This window comes from Agromyces excoecariae, from assembly GCF_051715505.1.
In the GTDB taxonomy this organism is placed as follows: domain Bacteria; phylum Actinomycetota; class Actinomycetes; order Actinomycetales; family Microbacteriaceae; genus Agromyces.
This window is the reverse complement of the sequence record NZ_JBPSLA010000011.1, coordinates 248,819-263,920: the sequence shown is the minus strand read 5'-3', so window position 1 is coordinate 263,920 and position 15,102 is coordinate 248,819. Positions and strand designations below refer to the sequence as shown.

General features: G+C 71.5%; 13 protein-coding genes and 1 pseudogene. 8 read left to right on the top strand and 6 right to left on the bottom strand.

What is annotated here, in order from left to right; translation table 11 throughout:
- Positions 1-5: 5 nt before the first annotated feature.
- Positions 6-824 (bottom strand): SGNH/GDSL hydrolase family protein, encoded by an 819-nt coding sequence (locus tag ACSJD1_RS11465; RefSeq protein ID WP_438855431.1) that lies wholly within the window; start codon positions 822-824, stop codon positions 6-8.
- Between the two features lie 111 nt (positions 825-935).
- Between ACSJD1_RS11465 and ACSJD1_RS11460 the strand changes: the two genes are divergently transcribed.
- From ACSJD1_RS11460 to ACSJD1_RS11440, 5 genes and pseudogenes are all read left to right on the top strand, one after another.
- A complete protein-coding gene (locus tag ACSJD1_RS11460; RefSeq protein ID WP_438855430.1) occupies positions 936-1,925 on the top strand; it encodes a Gfo/Idh/MocA family protein in 990 nt (329 codons plus the stop codon).
- Positions 1,926-1,955: 30 nt separating this feature from the next.
- Positions 1,956-3,152: a M20/M25/M40 family metallo-hydrolase gene (locus ACSJD1_RS11455; protein ID WP_438855429.1), complete on the top strand. Its 1,197-nt coding sequence runs from the start codon at positions 1,956-1,958 to the stop codon at positions 3,150-3,152.
- Between the two features lie 71 nt (positions 3,153-3,223).
- Positions 3,224-4,735: a D-alanyl-D-alanine carboxypeptidase/D-alanyl-D-alanine-endopeptidase gene (locus tag ACSJD1_RS11450; RefSeq protein ID WP_438855428.1), complete on the top strand. Its 1,512-nt coding sequence runs from the start codon at positions 3,224-3,226 to the stop codon at positions 4,733-4,735.
- Positions 4,736-4,829: 94 nt separating this feature from the next.
- Positions 4,830-5,402, top strand: a pseudogene (locus ACSJD1_RS11445) (isochorismatase family protein); the annotation flags it as partial.
- A gap of 119 nt (positions 5,403-5,521) precedes the next feature.
- Positions 5,522-6,292, top strand: a complete 771-nt coding sequence (locus ACSJD1_RS11440) for an alpha/beta fold hydrolase (protein ID WP_438855427.1) — start codon at positions 5,522-5,524, stop codon at positions 6,290-6,292.
- 12 nt (positions 6,293-6,304) lie between these two features.
- Here ACSJD1_RS11440 and ACSJD1_RS11435 read toward each other — a convergent pair whose 3' ends face one another.
- Positions 6,305-7,240 carry an AraC-like ligand-binding domain-containing protein gene (locus ACSJD1_RS11435; protein ID WP_438855494.1) on the bottom strand — a complete coding sequence of 312 codons (936 nt, stop codon included), beginning with the start codon at positions 7,238-7,240 and terminating at the stop codon, positions 6,305-6,307.
- 257 nt (positions 7,241-7,497) lie between these two features.
- Between ACSJD1_RS11435 and ACSJD1_RS11430 the strand changes: the two genes are divergently transcribed.
- The gene (locus ACSJD1_RS11430) at positions 7,498-9,039 is read left to right on the top strand and encodes an APC family permease (RefSeq protein ID WP_438855426.1); all 1,542 of its coding nucleotides are present in this window, start codon (positions 7,498-7,500) and stop codon (positions 9,037-9,039) included.
- On the opposite strand, the gene ACSJD1_RS11425 is transcribed toward ACSJD1_RS11430, so the two are convergent.
- Positions 9,036-9,611, bottom strand: coding sequence for a hypothetical protein (locus ACSJD1_RS11425; protein WP_438855425.1), 576 nt, complete (start codon positions 9,609-9,611; stop codon positions 9,036-9,038). The two genes, ACSJD1_RS11430 and ACSJD1_RS11425, sit on opposite strands and share 4 nt — an antisense overlap.
- A gap of 76 nt (positions 9,612-9,687) precedes the next feature.
- On the opposite strand from ACSJD1_RS11425, the gene ACSJD1_RS11420 reads away from it, so the two are divergent.
- Entirely contained in the window at positions 9,688-11,721 is a 2,034-nt protein-coding gene (locus ACSJD1_RS11420) for a primary-amine oxidase (RefSeq protein ID WP_438855424.1), read from the top strand.
- Positions 11,722-11,872: 151 nt separating this feature from the next.
- On the opposite strand, the gene ACSJD1_RS11415 is transcribed toward ACSJD1_RS11420, so the two are convergent.
- Positions 11,873-12,145, bottom strand: a complete 273-nt coding sequence (locus tag ACSJD1_RS11415; protein ID WP_438855423.1) for a hypothetical protein — start codon at positions 12,143-12,145, stop codon at positions 11,873-11,875.
- A 275-nt stretch (positions 12,146-12,420) separates the two neighbouring features.
- On the opposite strand from ACSJD1_RS11415, the gene arr reads away from it, so the two are divergent.
- Positions 12,421-12,831 (top strand): NAD(+)--rifampin ADP-ribosyltransferase, encoded by a 411-nt coding sequence (gene arr / locus ACSJD1_RS11410; RefSeq protein ID WP_438855422.1) that lies wholly within the window; start codon positions 12,421-12,423, stop codon positions 12,829-12,831.
- A gap of 40 nt (positions 12,832-12,871) precedes the next feature.
- Here the strand turns inward: arr and ACSJD1_RS11405 are convergent, their stop codons facing one another.
- Together ACSJD1_RS11405 and ACSJD1_RS11400 are read right to left on the bottom strand one after the other, a co-directional pair.
- The gene (locus ACSJD1_RS11405; RefSeq protein ID WP_438855421.1) at positions 12,872-13,459 is read right to left on the bottom strand and encodes a TetR/AcrR family transcriptional regulator; all 588 of its coding nucleotides are present in this window, start codon (positions 13,457-13,459) and stop codon (positions 12,872-12,874) included.
- Between the two features lie 152 nt (positions 13,460-13,611).
- On the bottom strand, positions 13,612-15,045 hold the full coding sequence (locus ACSJD1_RS11400) for an aldehyde dehydrogenase family protein (RefSeq protein WP_438855420.1): 1,434 nt from the start codon (positions 15,043-15,045) through the stop codon (positions 13,612-13,614).
- Between the last annotated feature and the right edge of the window lie 57 nt (positions 15,046-15,102).

Genomic DNA, 15,102 nt, shown 5'->3' with positions numbered 1-15,102 from the left:
GGCCCCTAGCTCGCCAGCACCAGCAGGATCGCGTCGCGGTAGACGCCCTGGCCGACCGCGGTCGGGTGCAGGAAGGTCAGCGGGTCGAACTGGTCGGCGCCGAGCCACGGGTCGAGGTCGCCGACCTGATGGCCGACATACGCGAACGCGAGGCTCGTGTACTCCACCTCGATGCTCATCGCGCCGACGGTGTCCACCGCGGTGCCGATCTGGTCGTCGAGTGCGAGGGTCGCGGCGTTCACCGTGTCGGTCAGAACGCTCCATCCGCTCACGAAGGGGACCGGGTAATCGGTCACGACGATGCGCGCGTTCGGTGCGCGCTTCGCGATGTCGACCAGCAGTCCGGCCAGCTGCTGTCCGATGACTCCGGAGGCGAGGAGCTGCTCGGCCTCGCGGACGGCGATGGCGCATTCCAGCGATTCCGGGGCGGGCGCGCAGATCTCGAAGATCTCGCCGACGCCGAGGTCGTTGCCGCCGACGGTGAGCGTCACGAGGGTCGTGCCGCGGTTCACCTGCGAGAGCTGCGTCGACGCGACATCCGCGATCGTCGCACCTCTGCACGCGGCCTGGCGGAGCAGGTTCGTCCTCGGCACCGCATCGAGCAGGACCGGATACGCGGCATCCGACCTGAGGCATTCGTCGAGCGGGATGCCGGCACCCTGCCCCGCGGCGTAGGAATCGCCGAGCGCGACGTACCGGTTGACGGGGTCGGGCTTGGCGGCGAGGGCGGATGGAGCGGCGCCGAAGAATACGGCGACGAGGGCGACGGTGGCCCCGGCGATCGAGCCGACGATGCGGCTCCTTCGGTTCGAATGTGCCGACATGGCCGAAATCTAGCGGCAAACATGGGACCGCCGCACATCCCAGAACAGGTGTCATCAGGATGACCATCTCCGGATCCCCCGGGACGGAGGGTCGCCGATAGGCTGGCGCGCATGACGGCACGACTGCGATGGGGCATCCTGGCGACCGGCGGCATCGCCCGCCTCTTCACCTCCGACCTGCTGGCCAACGGCTTCGACGTGCGGGCCGTCGGTTCGAGGTCCGCCGAGTCGGCTCAGGCGTTCGCCGATGAACACGGCATCCCCACGGCCCACGACAGCTACGACGCGCTGCTGGCCGATCCCGACGTCGACGCGATCTACGTCGCCACGCCGCATCCGTGGCACGCGGCGTCGGCCCTCGCGGCGATCGAAGCGGGCAAGCACGTCCTCGTCGAGAAGCCGTTCACGCTGAACGAGGCGGAAGCCCGCATCGTGGCCGACGCGGCCCGCGCGCGGGGCGTGCTCGTGCTCGAGGCGATGTGGACCCGGTACCTCCCGCACATGGTGCGCATCCGCGAGATCATCGCGTCGGGCGTCATCGGCGAGGTGCGCTCGATGATCGCGGACCACACGCAGAAGCTCTCCGACGATCCGGGTCACCGGCTGAACAGCCTGGAACTCGGCGGCGGCGCGCTGCTCGACCTCGGCATCTACCCGGTCTCGTTCGCATGGGACCTCTTCGGCGAGCCCGCCGTGATCCAGTCGACCGCCATCTTCAAGCAGACCGGCGCCGACGCGCAGGTCGCCGTGCAGTTCGGCTACGCCGACGGGCGGATCGCCTCGACGTTCTCCGCGAGCGACGCGCGCGGGCCGAACCGTGCGCTCGTGCTCGGCTCGGAGGCGCGCATCGAGATCGACGGCGTCTGGTACACGCCGACGAGCTTCCGCGTCATCGGACACGACGACACCGTGATCGAGGAGTTCGCCTCGGACGTGAACGGCCGCGGCATGCACTACCAGGCCGCGGCGCTCGAGCAGCTCGTCGCCGACGGTCGGCTCGACGGCGGCGACATCCTGCCGACGGAGGAGTCGGTCGCGATCATGGGCACGCTCGACCGCATCCGCGCGGAGATCGGCCTGCGCTACCCGGGCGAGGGCTGATCGGGCGCGCACGACCGGAGGAGCGCTGGCGTGTCGGGGACGTCCGACGGCGAGGTCGTCGCACTGACGCGCCGGCTCGTCGCCATCGACGCGACGAATCCGTCGCTCGTCGTCGGTGGGGCGGGTGAGCGCGAGATCGCCGCGGTCGTCGCGGAGTGGCTCGCCGAGCGTGGCTTCGAGGTGCGACTCGTGGGCGCCGACCCTCGACGCCCCAGCGTCCTCGCTCGACGCCGGGGCCCCGGCGGCGGCCGGACGCTGCTGCTCGTCGGTCATCTCGACACCGTCGGAGGCACCGGCACCGGCACCGGCACCGGCACGGATGGCGATTCCGACGCCGAGTCCGAGCGCATCGTCGGCCGCGGCGCGTACGACATGGCCGGAGGACTCGCCGCGGCGATGGTCGCGGCGACGCAGGCACCCCGCGACCTCGCAGGCGACGTCGTCCTCGCCTTCGCCGCCGACGAGGAGTTCGGTTCCACCGGCATGAGCGAGCTCCTGCTCGCGATCGACGCCGAGGCGACGCATCCCGAGTCGGCGCAGCCCCGCCCCGATGGCGCCGTCGTGCTCGAACCGACCGACCTCGCCGTCACGCTCGCGCACCGGGGGTTCGCCTGGTATCGGGTCGAGTACGACGGCGTCGCGGCGCACGGCTCGCAGCCGGGTCTCGGGGTCGACGCGATCGATCGCGCGCTCGACGGGCTCATCGCCCTGCGCAGGTTCGCGGCCGAGCTCGGCGCGCGGCCGCGGCATCCGCTGCTCGGGTCGGGCAGCGTGCGCGTGGCCACCATCGAGGGCGGCTCCGATGCCGCGACCGTCGCCGATCGCTGCGTGCTCGTCGTCGAGCGGCGCACCCTGCCCGGCGATGTCGATCCGACCGCCGAGCTCGAGCGCGTGCTCGTGGCCTCACGACCCGCTCGGATCGCCGCCCTCGTCGCGCGACCCGCGATGGAAGCCGAGGCCGCGAGTCGCATCGCGCGTGCCGTGATCGGCGCGGTCGAGGCCGTCACCGGGGCTCCCGCGATCCGCCGTGGCGACCCCTGGTGGACCGACGCGGGGCTCATCCGGGCCGCGGGCATCCACGTCGTGCTCGTCGGGCCGTCCGGCGGGGGCGCACACGCCGACGAGGAGTGGGTGTCGGTGGCGTCGCTCGACGCCCTCACCGCCGTGATCGGACGGGTGATCAGGGACTTCTGCGGCGAGCCCGCGCTCGCGGAATCCGCCCCCTGACGTCGGGGGAGCGGCGATCGACGGCGTCCCGCACTCGGGAGTCGTCCGGGTGGCGTCCGTACAATGCCCGGGTGAGCGACGAGACGGATGCCACGGGCGCGACGCCCGGGCGGGGCGAGCCCGGATCGTCCGGCGAGCCCGTCCCGTCGACGACTGCGCGGCCACGCGGCATCCGCTCGTTGATCGCCGAGCACCGGGTGCTCGCCGCCGTCGCCGCGGTCGCCGCGCTCGGACTGCTCGGAGGCGCCGTCGCGTTCGCCGCGACGATGACGGGCGGTGCATCACCGGTGCCGTCGGCGACCCCCACGCCGACCGCGATCGAGACGCCGACCCCGACGCCGACGACCACGCCGACGCCGACCCCGGAACCTGCGGCACGCGTCCGCACCTGCTCGGTCGCCGGGCTCGCGGCCGATCCGCGACTGGCGAACCTCCAGGCCCAGGTCATGAACGCCACGACCGGCGAGGTGCTCTTCGACCGTGGCGGGCGCACGGCGTCGCGCACCGCGAGCGTCATGAAGGTCGTCACGGCGGCGGCCGCGCTCGCCGTGTTCTCGCCCGACGACCGCTTCGCGACCACCGTCGTGAAGGGCTCGGAGCCCGGGTCGGTCGTGCTCGTCGGCGGCGGCGACCTGACGCTCTCGCGGACCGCGACCGGGAACGAGACCGTCTATCCCGGCGCTGCCCACCTCGACGACCTCGCGCGTCAGGTGCGCGCCGCGTGGGATGCCGATCCGTCCAACCCGCCGCTCACGAAGCTCGTCCTCGATTCCTCGTACTTCGGCGGGGAGACCTGGCATGCGAGCTGGGCGCCGACCGAGCGCGATCTCGGGTACATGCCCGAGATCACGGCGCTCATGGTGGACGGCGACCGCGACGACCCGTACGCCAACACCTCGCGCCGCGGCGCCGACGCCGTGGGCCGCGCGGGCGACGCCTTCGCCGCCGAGCTCGGCGGCGTCTCGGTGATCGAGCGTGGCACGGCGCCCTCCGGGGCGACCGAGCTCGGGCGGGTCTGGTCGCCGACGGTCGCGCAGCTCATCGACAAGTCGCTCGTCGTCTCCGACAACACCGTCGCCGAGATGCTCGCCCGGCAGGTCGCGATCGCGACGGGCACCGGCAACACGTTCGAGGCGATCGACCCGGCGGTGCGACAAGTGCTCGAGACCTACGGCATCGCACGCGGCGGCATCCACGTCGTCGACGGCTCGGGACTCTCGCCCGACAACGCGGTGCCGCCCGCCTACTTCACGCGACTGTTCGCGAAGGTCGAGGCCCGTGAGGGCAACCTCGGCGTCATCCGCGACGGGCTCCCGATCGCCGGACAGCGCGGGTCGCTGTCGTACGCCGACCGGTTCGCGGGCGACAACGCCGTCGCGCACGGCGCCGTGTTCGCCAAGACCGGGTGGATCGACACGGGCTACACGCTCGGTGGCATCATCCACGCGCAGGACGGCACGACCCTCACGTTCGCGATCTACGCGCTCGGCGACGTCTCGCAGATCACGCCCGATGCGAAGGTCGCGATCGACACCCTCACGACCGGCTTCTACCGCTGCGGCGACGAACTCTCGAACGAGTGACCGAGGGCCTGCCGCGGCATCCGCGAATCGCGACAGAATGGGAGCGGCGGCCGGAGGATCCCCGCCCGAGACCCGAGGAGCGAAGGAGCCGATCATGAGTCGGGCCCTGTTCATCATCGACGTGCAGAACGACTTCACCGAGGGCGGCGCGCTCGGCGTCGACGGCGGTGCGGCCGTGGCCGCCGGCATCACGGCGTACCTCGCCGAGCACGGCGACCGGTACGACCTCGTCGTGGCATCCCGCGACTGGCACAACCCCGATGACGACAACGGCGGCCACTTCGCGACCGAGGCCGAGCCCGACTTCGCGACCACGTGGCCGCAGCACTGCATGGCTGGGACGCCCGGCGCCGAGTACCATCCCGCGCTCGACACGAGCGCCGTCGACGTGCACATCCGCAAGGGCCAGGGCGTGCCGGCGTACTCGATCTTCGAGGGCACGGATGACTCGGGCGCGTCGATCTCCGAGGTGCTCGAACGCCATGGCATCACCGACGTCGACGTGGCCGGGATCGCGACCGACTACTGCGTGCGCGCGAGCGCGCTCGATGCGATCGAGCACGGGCGGCACGTGCGCGTGCTCCGCGACCTGGTGGCGGGCGTCGCGCCGGAGTCGTCCGAGGCCGCGATCGCCGAGCTCGGGCACGCCGGTGCGGCGATCGTCGACTCGTCGGAGCTGCCGCCGGGCGAGGTGGTCGAGCCTCCCGAGGCGGACGACGCCGGGTCCGGCGACGCCGGGGGAGCGGATGGCGCCGGCTCGACGGCCGACGACGAGGCGGGTCGCGCGTGATCGGGCAGCCGTCCCCGGCCCCGATCCTGCACGCCGAGTCGCCCGACGGGGTGCTCATCGCGTATCGCGTGCACGGCGACGACGCCGAGACGGGCCGCCCGCCCGTGCTCCTCGTGCACGGGTTCGCATCGGACTCGACGATCACGTGGGACGGCACCGGCTGGGTCCGCGCGCTCGTGGAGTCGGGGCGTCGCGTGATCACGACCGACCTCCGTGGTCACGGCGCGAGCGACAAGCCGGTGACCGCCGACGCGTACGCGCCCGACCGGCTCGGCGCCGACCTCGTCGCCGTGCTCGACTCGGCCGGCGCGGCGCGCTGCGACGCCGTGGGCTACTCGATGGGCAACCGCGTCATCTCCGCGCTCTGCGAACTCGCCCCCGATCGCGTGCGTCGCGTCGTCGTGGGCGGTGCCGGTCCCACCGAGCTCTTCGCATCGTGGGACATCGCCGACGCGCGCGGGTACCTCGTCGAGGGCACGCCGCCGCGGAATCCCGTGATCGCCCAGGTCCTCGGCCCGGCGATCCGCGCCGGCGCCGATCGCGACGCGCTCCTCGCGTGCGTGCAGGGCGTCTCTGGCGCCCCGCTCGCGATACCGGGGGGCATCCCCGTGCTGTTCGTCGCGGGCGAGGAGGACCCGGTGCCGGTGGGTGTCCAGCAGCTCGCGCTCGACTGGGGGAGCGACCTCATCACGATCCGTGGGCGCGACCACGTGTCGACGCTCACGTCCCGCACCTTCAAGGACGCGGCGATCGACTTCCTCGCCTGACCACGAGACGGTTCACGCGGCCGTCGCGCGCGCCCGGACGGCGCTCGGCGGTTCTCCGAACTCGGCGCGGAAGGCGCGGCTGAAGTGCGCGGCATCCGCGAACCCCCAACGACCGGCGACCTGGCAGACCGGCCGGTGGGCCGCGAGCGGGTCCAGGAGTTCACGCCGGCAGCGGTCGAGTCGCCGCGAGCGGATCCAGCTGGAGACCGTGAGGCCCTCCTCGTGGAAGAGCGCGTGCAGGTGGCGCGTGGAGATGAAGTGCGCCGCGGCGATCGTCGCGGGCGTGAGGTCGGGGTCGCCGAGGCGGTCGTCCAGCCACGCCTGGATGCCGCGGAGCATCGCCCGGTGAGGTCGCTCGGCGTCGCGCGCGACGTCGAGCTCGCGCGCGTAGAGCGTCGTCACGAGGTCGACGGCATTGCGGGCCAGCCGGCCGCCGACGGGACCCCCCAACTGGTCGAGGTCGCCGGCGAGTTCGGCGAGGAATCGCGCGACGACCCGCCCGAGGCCGTGGTCGCCGGCGATGCGCGCGGCGGTCATGCCCTGGACGGCTCCGGTGGGCAGTTCGAGCATCCGGTGCGGCACCATGAGCACGAGCGTGCTGAAGGCCTCCTCGAAGACGAGCGTGTAGGGCGAGTCGGTGTCGTAGATCGTGAGGTCTCCGGGTCGGAGCACCGCCTCCCGGGAGTCCTGGATGAGCAGGCCGGTGCCGGAGAGCTGGAGTCCGAGCTTGAACGAGCGATGCTCGGACCGCGCGACGAGTTCGGGCGTCCGGTGGATCTCGTGGCCCGTGGCCGTGACCACGGAGAGGTGGATGTCATCCCCGACCGAGGCACGGATGTCGCCGCGGAATGCGTCCGGATCGTCGGAGCGGACGCGGAGCGGCACGAAGGACTGCGAGGCGAGCGCACTGAACTCGGCGAAGTCGAGGGGCAGTGCGGAGGCGTCGATGGCGGGCGCATCCGAGGCGAGCGCGGGGGAGGATCCGTGGGGCACGGCATGCACCTCATCTCTGGGCGGGACGTCGATGTCCGGGTCGAGAGGAAACTCTACGCTCGTTGAGCGAAATTCGACAGAGCGGGTCTGCGGTCGAGGTCAACCGGCGTACGCTCTGCGACAAGTCCCGGACGTCGGCGCACGGAACCATGGGCCGGAACCGGGCGATGCCGCCGTGGCTCGCCCGTCCGTCGACCAAGGGATCCCCAGCCATGACCTCCTCAATGACGACGACGTCGACGCCGGCGGCGACCGGCGCACTCGGCCACCGGCGCCTCGGCGTGCCATCCGTCACCCTCATGATCATCGCGGCGTCGGCGCCGCTCACCGTGGTCGCCGGCGGCGTGACCACCACCTTCGCCGTCACTGGCGTGATCGGCGTGCCCGTCGGCTTCATCGTGCTCGCCGCAGCCCTCGCGGTCTTCGCCGTCGGCTACGCCGCGATGAGCCGGTACGTCACGAACGCCGGCGCGTTCTACGCCTACATCGCCCAGGGCATCGGCCGGCCGTTCGGAGTGGGCGCCTCGCTCGTCGCGCTCGTCGCCTACAACGCCATGCAGGTCGGCATCTACGGCCTGTTCGGCTTCCAGATGTCGATGTTCCTCGAGGCGAAGCTCGGCATCGTCACGCCGTGGTGGATCTGGATCTTCGCCTGCATCGCCGTCGTCGGCGCGCTCGGCGTGAATCGGGTCGACCTCTCGGCGAAGGTGCTCGGGATCCTGGTCGCCCTCGAGTTCGCGGCCGTCCTCGTGTTCGACCTCGTGTCGTTCGCCGTGGCGCCGGAGGGCGTGAGTACGGCCGGCATCGAGCCGGCCAACCTGTTCGTCCCGGGCGTCGGCGCCGTGCTCTCGTTCGGCGTCGCCGCGTTCATGGGCTTCGAATCGGCCGCGATCTACGGCGAGGAGTCGAAGGACCCGAAGCGCACGGTCGCGCGGGCGACGTACGCCGCGGTCGCCATCATCGGCGTGTTCTACGCGTTCAGCGCCTGGGCCTTCACGGTCGGCATCGGGCCGTCGCAGATCGTCGAGGCCTCGGCGACCTATGGTCCCGACCTGATGTTCGTCTTCATGGGCGAGCACGCACCGGTCATCGTGAGCGACCTCATGCAGGTGCTGTTCCTCACGAGCCTCTTCGCAGCGCTGCAGTCCTTCCACAACGCGGTCGCGCGCTACCTCTTCTCGCTCGGACGCGAGGGCGTGCTGCACCGCGGCCTGGGCGCGGTGCGTGCTGCCTCGCGTGCGCCGTGGGCGGGTTCGGTCGCCCAGAGCGTGATCGCGATCGTCGTCACGCTCGGCTTCGTCGTCGCCGGCGAGGTCGTGGGGCTGAAGGCCGACTTCGCGCCGGTCGAGTTCCTCTACCCGGTCCTCACCATGTTCACGTGGCTCACCAACACGGGTGCCATGGGGCTGGTGCTGCTGATGGGGGTCATCGCTATCGCGGTCATCGGTTTCTTCCGCCGCGACCGGCGCGGACTCGGGGCCTGGCAGACGCTCATCGCGCCGGCGATCTCGGCGATCGTGCTGTTCGCCGTGTTCGTGCTCATCCTCGCGAACTTCAACGTGCTGCTCGGGCAGGCCGAGACCACCGCGGTCACGTTCGTGCTGCCCGCACTGCTGATCGTCCCGGGCATCGCCGGGGTCGTGTGGGGGCTCGTCATCCGTCGGCGGAACCCGGCGCTGTACGCCAGGGTCGGCCACGGCATCGAGGAGGCCGAGGCGGCCGCGGTCGAGGTGCCGGCGCACCGAGGGGTCTAAACACCGAGCGACGTCGCGAGGCCGGGAGCGACCATGGCGGCGAGCATGACGGTCATGCTCGCCGCCACGACGCCGTGTCCGATCCCGCCGCGGCCCGAGCGCAGCGCGCGAAGCGCGACCCAGACGCCGAGCACCACCACCGCGAGCACCCCGATGGACACGGCGGCGAGCAGTGGGGCGGCGTGCGTGTGCGTGCCGGCGATCGCCCCGCCGTCGCCGCCATCGGCGGCGGCCACGAGCCATCCGGTCGCGATGAGGGCGAGTGCGTGGTGCAGGTCGTCGAGCGGGCGGCCGTCGTCGCCGGCCGGCCGAGCTCGCCCGGGCGCAGCCGAGGCGGATCGGCGCGACCGGTCGAGTCGTGATCGGATGCCGATCGCGAGGCCTGCGATGACGAGGATGCCCGCCCATGCCACTCCGGGAAGGATTCCAGTGACGGCGGTATCGAGCATCGCAGCGAGCATGGCCATCGCGGCCAGCGCGTCGAGGGTCCGGAGCCGTCGACCCCGGGCGAGCGTCGCCCCGGTCCCGGCGAGCGCGCCCGCGAGCATGACTCCGTGTGCGATCTCGGCCATTCGTTCCCCGAATCTTCCCTGTTCCGGCGAGTCCGGTTATATTACTCGACAAACGTAGAGAAAAACGAGGTGCACCATGACGACGATGTCGACCACCCGAGCCGCTGAGCGGCACCACACGCCCGATCCGAGCGCGCCCGCGATCGATCCGATGCGCGGCCTCTCGGCCGACGAGATCGACGCCACGCGCGAGATCCTGGCTGAAGCCGGTCTCCTCGCCGAGCAGACCCGCTTCGTCTACGTCGGACTCGACGAGCCGGCGAAGCCCGACGTCCTCGCAGGAGTCGAACTGCCGCGGATCGTCCGGGTGCTGCTTCTCGACCGTGCGACCGGCGCATCCGCCGACGTCCGCGTGTCGGTCACCGACCGCGCGATCGTCGGCCGAACCGAGATCGACGGCGCGAACGGGCAGGTCCCGATCCTCGACGTCGAGTTCGAGGCGATCTACGACCTCCTCGGCGCCGAGCCCGAGTGGCACGAGGCCCTCGCCAAGCGCGGCATCACCCACGAGCAGGTCGCCCTCGCCCCGCTCTCCGCGGGTGAATACGGGTTCGAGGCCGAGCGCGGGCGTCGCGTCATCCGCGTGCTCGCCTTCATGCGGCACGACGAGCAGGACCACTGCTGGGCGCACCCCGTCGACGGCCTCTGCGCGTACGTCGACATGATCGAGGGCCGGATGTTCGAGCTCGTCGACCACAAGGTCTACGAGATCCCCGCCGAGTCGGGCAACTTCGACGACCCCGAGGTGCAGGGCGCGCCGCTCGACACGCTGAAGCCGATCAGCATCACCCAGCCCGAGGGGCCGAGCTTCACCGTCGAGGAGGATCGGGTCAGCTGGGCGAATTGGCGCTTCTCGCTCGGGTTCGATGCGCGCGAGGGGCTCGTCCTCCGCCGTATCCGCTACGTCGACGCCGACCAGGGCGGCATCGAGCGCGATATCGTCTACCGCGCCTCCATCGCCGAGATGGTCGTGCCCTACGGCGACCCGTCGCCCGCGCGCTTCTGGCAGAACTACTTCGACACGGGGGAGTACGTCTTCGGCCGCTACGCGAACTCCCTCCAGCTCGGGTGCGACTGCCTCGGGGAGATCCGCTACTTCGACGCGACCATCGCCGACGAGTTCGGACACCCCCGCGTCATCCCGAACGCGATCTGCATGCACGAGGAGGACTACGGCACCCTCTGGAAGCACACCGACATCTACACGGGCTCGAACGAGGTGCGCCGCCAGCGGCGCCTCGTGATCAGCTTCTTCACCACGGTCGGCAACTACGACTACGGCTTCTACTGGTACCTCTACCTCGACGGCACGATCGAGTGCGAGGCGAAGCTCACGGGCGTGCTCTTCTCGTCGGCCTACGACCCGGAGGCGGGCGACCACGCGAGCGAGGTCGCTCCCGGGCTCGGGGCGCCCTACCACCAGCACCTGTTCAGCGCGCGCCTCGACATGATGGTCGACGGCGTCGCGAACGCGGTCGAGGAGGTCGACGCGGTGCGCGTGCCGATGGGGGAGGGCAACGCCTACGGCAACGCGTTCACGAAGCGCACCACGCGCCTGCGCACCGAGGCGGAGGGCGCGCGCGACGCGGACCCCGTCGCCGGTCGCGTGTGGCACATCGTCAACACCGAGCGGCAGAACCGTCTCGGCCGGCCCGTCGGCTACGAGCTCAGGGCGGAGGGGACGCCGACCCTGCTCGCCGACCCCGAGTCGGTCATCGCCAAGCGCGCCGGCTTCACGCGCAAGCACCTCTGGGTCACGCGCTACGACCAGGGCGAGCGCTACCCGGCGGGCGACCTCGTGAACCAGAACCCCGGCGGCGACGGCCTCCCGCGCTACACCGAGGCCGACCGCTCGATCGACGGCGAGGACATCGTGCTCTGGCACACCTTCGGCCCAACGCACTTCCCGCGCGTCGAGGACTGGCCGGTCATGCCCGTCGACTACGCGAAGTTCACCCTGAAGCCCTATGGCTTCTTCGGGCGGAACCCCACGCTGAACGTCCCGTCCTCCGAGTCACTCGGCATGGCCTGCCACACGGATGCCGCGCTCGGCGGATGCCACTGCGAGGCGGGCGCGTGCTCGTGCTCGGGGCACGGGCACGGGGCCTGACGACCCGGGGAGAGGATCCGATCGAATTCGCACGGGCGGATGTCGCACGAGCGGCATCCGCCCCTTCTGCGTCTCGTGGACTCAGGGAAGGACGAGGTCAGGGCGGCGCCGAGCAGCCTGAAGGCGTGCAGTGCGGAAGAGCCGGGACCGGTCACCAGGCCCAGCTCATGAGCAGGGCCGAGACCACGAGAACCACGACCACCAGAATCATCGCGAGCAACGCGATCCAGAAGACCGGCAGGTGTCGCCTCCACCGTGCGGTCGTGATGACGAGGGCGGCCAGGAACACGAGAGGCGGGAGCCACGCGAGCATCGCGGCACCGGTACCCATCATCAGCTGGTTGCATGCCGGATCCTGGGGGCAGGCGGGCGCTCGGACGTTGAGGCCGGACAGGGCCAGAAGGATCAGGATGAAGGGGACCATGATCGCGAGGATCGTCACCGCGGCGGGTCGGTCCCACGTTGGCGCGAGCCGAACTCGGCGCACGGCCGGCGAGCTCCGTTCGGTGCCATGATCCCGTGCACGGTCGCCCACATCACTCCCTTCGCACGACTGCATCCGGTAGGACCGGACGATAGTCCTCGGAACTGCCGCGGACAACACGGTCCGGTCCCAACTGCGCTCGGACGAGCGTTCGGCGTCAACCCCGGCTGCGACTGCGAGCTCGGAGCTCGGCGGCGGCGGTCTACGCTGTCCCGGTGGGCGACGTGATCGACGAGGGGCCGTTCTACCACGGCACGAAGGCCGACCTGCAGGTCGGAGACCTGCTGAAGGCGGGGTTCCGATCGAACTACCGCCCCGACGTGGTGATGAACCACGTCTACTTCACGGCGCTTCCGGATGGCGCCGGCCTCGCTGCCGAGCTCGCCCCCGGCGACGGCCCGCCGCGGGTCTACGCCGTCGAGCCGACCGGTCCGTTCGAGGACGACCCGAACGTCACCGACAAGAAGTTCCCCGGCAACCCGACACGGTCGTATCGGAGTTCCGAACCGCTGCGGGTCGTCGGCGAGGTCGACGACTGGAGCCGGCTCACGCCGGAGGCGCTGCAGCAGTGGCGCGACCGGCTGGCGGAGCTCGCGGCCGACGAACGGGGCGAGATCATCAACTGACCCGAGGCGTCGACACAGCGGCATCCGTCGCCGTCGGCGGTCAGCGCAGCAGGTCGAGGTACCCGTCGAGCAACCGGGTCAGCCGGTCGGCCGCGGCGCTCGCCGGCGCGACGACGGCGATGACCTGCACACCGTCGAGCATGGCCATGAAGTGGTCGACGACGACGGGGATGTCGACGTCGTCGCGGATCTCGCCGAGGCGCTTCGCATCGGCGAGATGGCTGCCGATCTCGACCCGCCATTGGTCCATGGTGCGCTCGTGCAGGGCGAGCAGGTCGGGTTCGTTGGCGGCGTACTCCCAGAAGGGGATGACGATGCGCGCCTCGAGGATCCGCTCGTCGTCGAGGGGGAAGATCTGCAGCATCAGCTCGCGGAGCGCCGCCATGCCCTCGAGGTCGGCTCGCACGGCCGCGAAGCGCTCGTTCGTCGCCGCGAACACGTGCTCGAATGTCGCCCCGATCAGCTCCTCCTTGTTGCGGAAGTAGGGGAAGAGCCCGCCGTTCGCCACACCAGACGCCTTCGCGATCTCGCGCATCGTGGTGGCGCGGAAGCCCTTCTCGGCGATGAGGCGCCAGGTCGCGTGCACGATCTCGAGGCGGCGCGCGTCGTGGTCGACGATCTTCGGCATGGTCCCCTCTCGCGACGCCGGAGCGTCGGGGTCAACGATACGCGGCGCGCCACTCCGACCCGCGGCGCGGCGCGGCCACTGCGCGACGAGGGCCGGGAGCGCGATCGCGCCCCCGGCCCGTTCCCCGCCCACCCCCGTGGGCACTGCGCGGGTCAGCCGTTGACGACCTGCGGCACGCCGAGCGCCTTGAGGCCCTCGACGCCGAACTCGAGCCCGTAGCCCGACTGCTTCGCGCCGCCGAACGGCGCCATCGGGTGGACCGCGCCGTGCGCGTTGATCCACACGGTGCCGGCCTCGAGGCGCGCGGCGATGCGGCGCGCCGCGTCGCGGTCGGTCGACCACACGGAGGCGCCGAGCCCGACCTCGACCCCGTTGGCCATCGCGATCGCCTCGTCGAGGTCGTGGTAGCGGATGATCGGCAGCGCCGGACCGAACTGCTCCTCCTGCACGAGTGCGGCGCGGTCGTCGATGTCGGCCACGAGCGTCGTCGGGTAGAAGTTGCCGGGGCGCGTGCGATCCGGGTCGCCGCCGAGCAGGACTCGCGCGCCGTCGGCCTTCGCCGACTCCACCAGGCGATCGACGATGTCGAACTGCTGCCGGTTCTGCAGCGGCCCGAGCACGTTCGCCTCGTCGAGGCCGACGCCCATGGGCATCGCCCGTGCGACGTCGACCAGGGCCTCGCACACCGCGTCGTAGACGTCGTCGTGCACGTACAGGCGCTTCAGCGCGGCGCAGGTCTGCCCCGTGTTGATGAACGCGCCCCAGAAGACGCCCTCGGCGATCGACTTCGGGTCGACGTCGGGCAGCACGATGCCGGCGTCGTTGCCGCCGAGCTCGAGCGTGAGTCGCTTGACCGTCTCGGCCGAGCTACGGATGATCGCCTTGCCGGTCGCGGTGGAGCCGGTGAACATCACCTTGCCGACCGACGGGTGCGACGCGAGCGCCGCGCCGACGTCGCGGCCGCCCGAGACGACCTCGACGACACCCGCGGGCAGGACGCGGTTGATGACCTCGATGAGCGCGAGCACGCTGAGCGGGGTGTACTCCGACGGCTTCACGACGACCGTGTTGCCCATGCGGAGCGCCGGCGCGACCTGCCAGACGGTGATCATCTGGGGCCAGTTCCACGGTCCGATCGCGCCGACGACGCCGATCGGCCGGTAGTGGAGCTCGGCGCGGGTCTCGCCGTCGTCCACGACGACCTCGGCCTCGAGCGGCGTCGCCGCGGCAGCCCGCATCCACCCGGATGCCGCGCCGACCTCGAATCGCGCGTTCGGACCGTTCAGCGGCTTGCCCTGCTCCCGCGAGAGCACGTGCGCGAGGGCCTCCGCCTCGGCGTCGATCGCGTCGGCGGCGAGCATGAGCAACTCGCTCCGCCGCTCGTGCCCGAGCGCGGCCCACGCGGGCTGCGCGGCCTTCGCGCGGGCGATCGCCGCTTCGAGGTCCTCGACGGTGTGCACGGGGGCGTGTCCGACGAGACCGCCCGTCGCCGGGTCGAGGATCTCGCGGCGTTCGCCGTGCTGGGGCGTGATCTCGGCGAGCAGATCGGAGCGCGTGTCCTCGAGGACTGGGATCGGGCTGTTCATGGCACCTCCACGTTGAGTCGGGGTTCCACGGTAGGCAGCCTCGCGGCAGCGCGCGTT

Coding starts and splice junctions, on each gene's coding strand:
- ACSJD1_RS11405 (WP_438855421.1), bottom strand. CDS start 13,459: ATGCCGAAGATCGTCGACCACGACGCGCGCCGCCTCGAGATCGTGCAC.
- ACSJD1_RS11420 (WP_438855424.1), top strand. CDS start 9,688: ATGACGACGATGTCGACCACCCGAGCCGCTGAGCGGCACCACACGCCC.
- ACSJD1_RS11400 (WP_438855420.1), bottom strand. CDS start 15,045: ATGAACAGCCCGATCCCAGTCCTCGAGGACACGCGCTCCGATCTGCTC.
- ACSJD1_RS11425 (WP_438855425.1), bottom strand. CDS start 9,611: ATGGCCGAGATCGCACACGGAGTCATGCTCGCGGGCGCGCTCGCCGGG.
- ACSJD1_RS11460 (WP_438855430.1), top strand. CDS start 936: ATGACGGCACGACTGCGATGGGGCATCCTGGCGACCGGCGGCATCGCC.
- ACSJD1_RS11415 (WP_438855423.1), bottom strand. CDS start 12,145: ATGGTCCCCTTCATCCTGATCCTTCTGGCCCTGTCCGGCCTCAACGTC.
- ACSJD1_RS11430 (WP_438855426.1), top strand. CDS start 7,498: ATGACCTCCTCAATGACGACGACGTCGACGCCGGCGGCGACCGGCGCA.
- ACSJD1_RS11465 (WP_438855431.1), bottom strand. CDS start 824: ATGTCGGCACATTCGAACCGAAGGAGCCGCATCGTCGGCTCGATCGCC.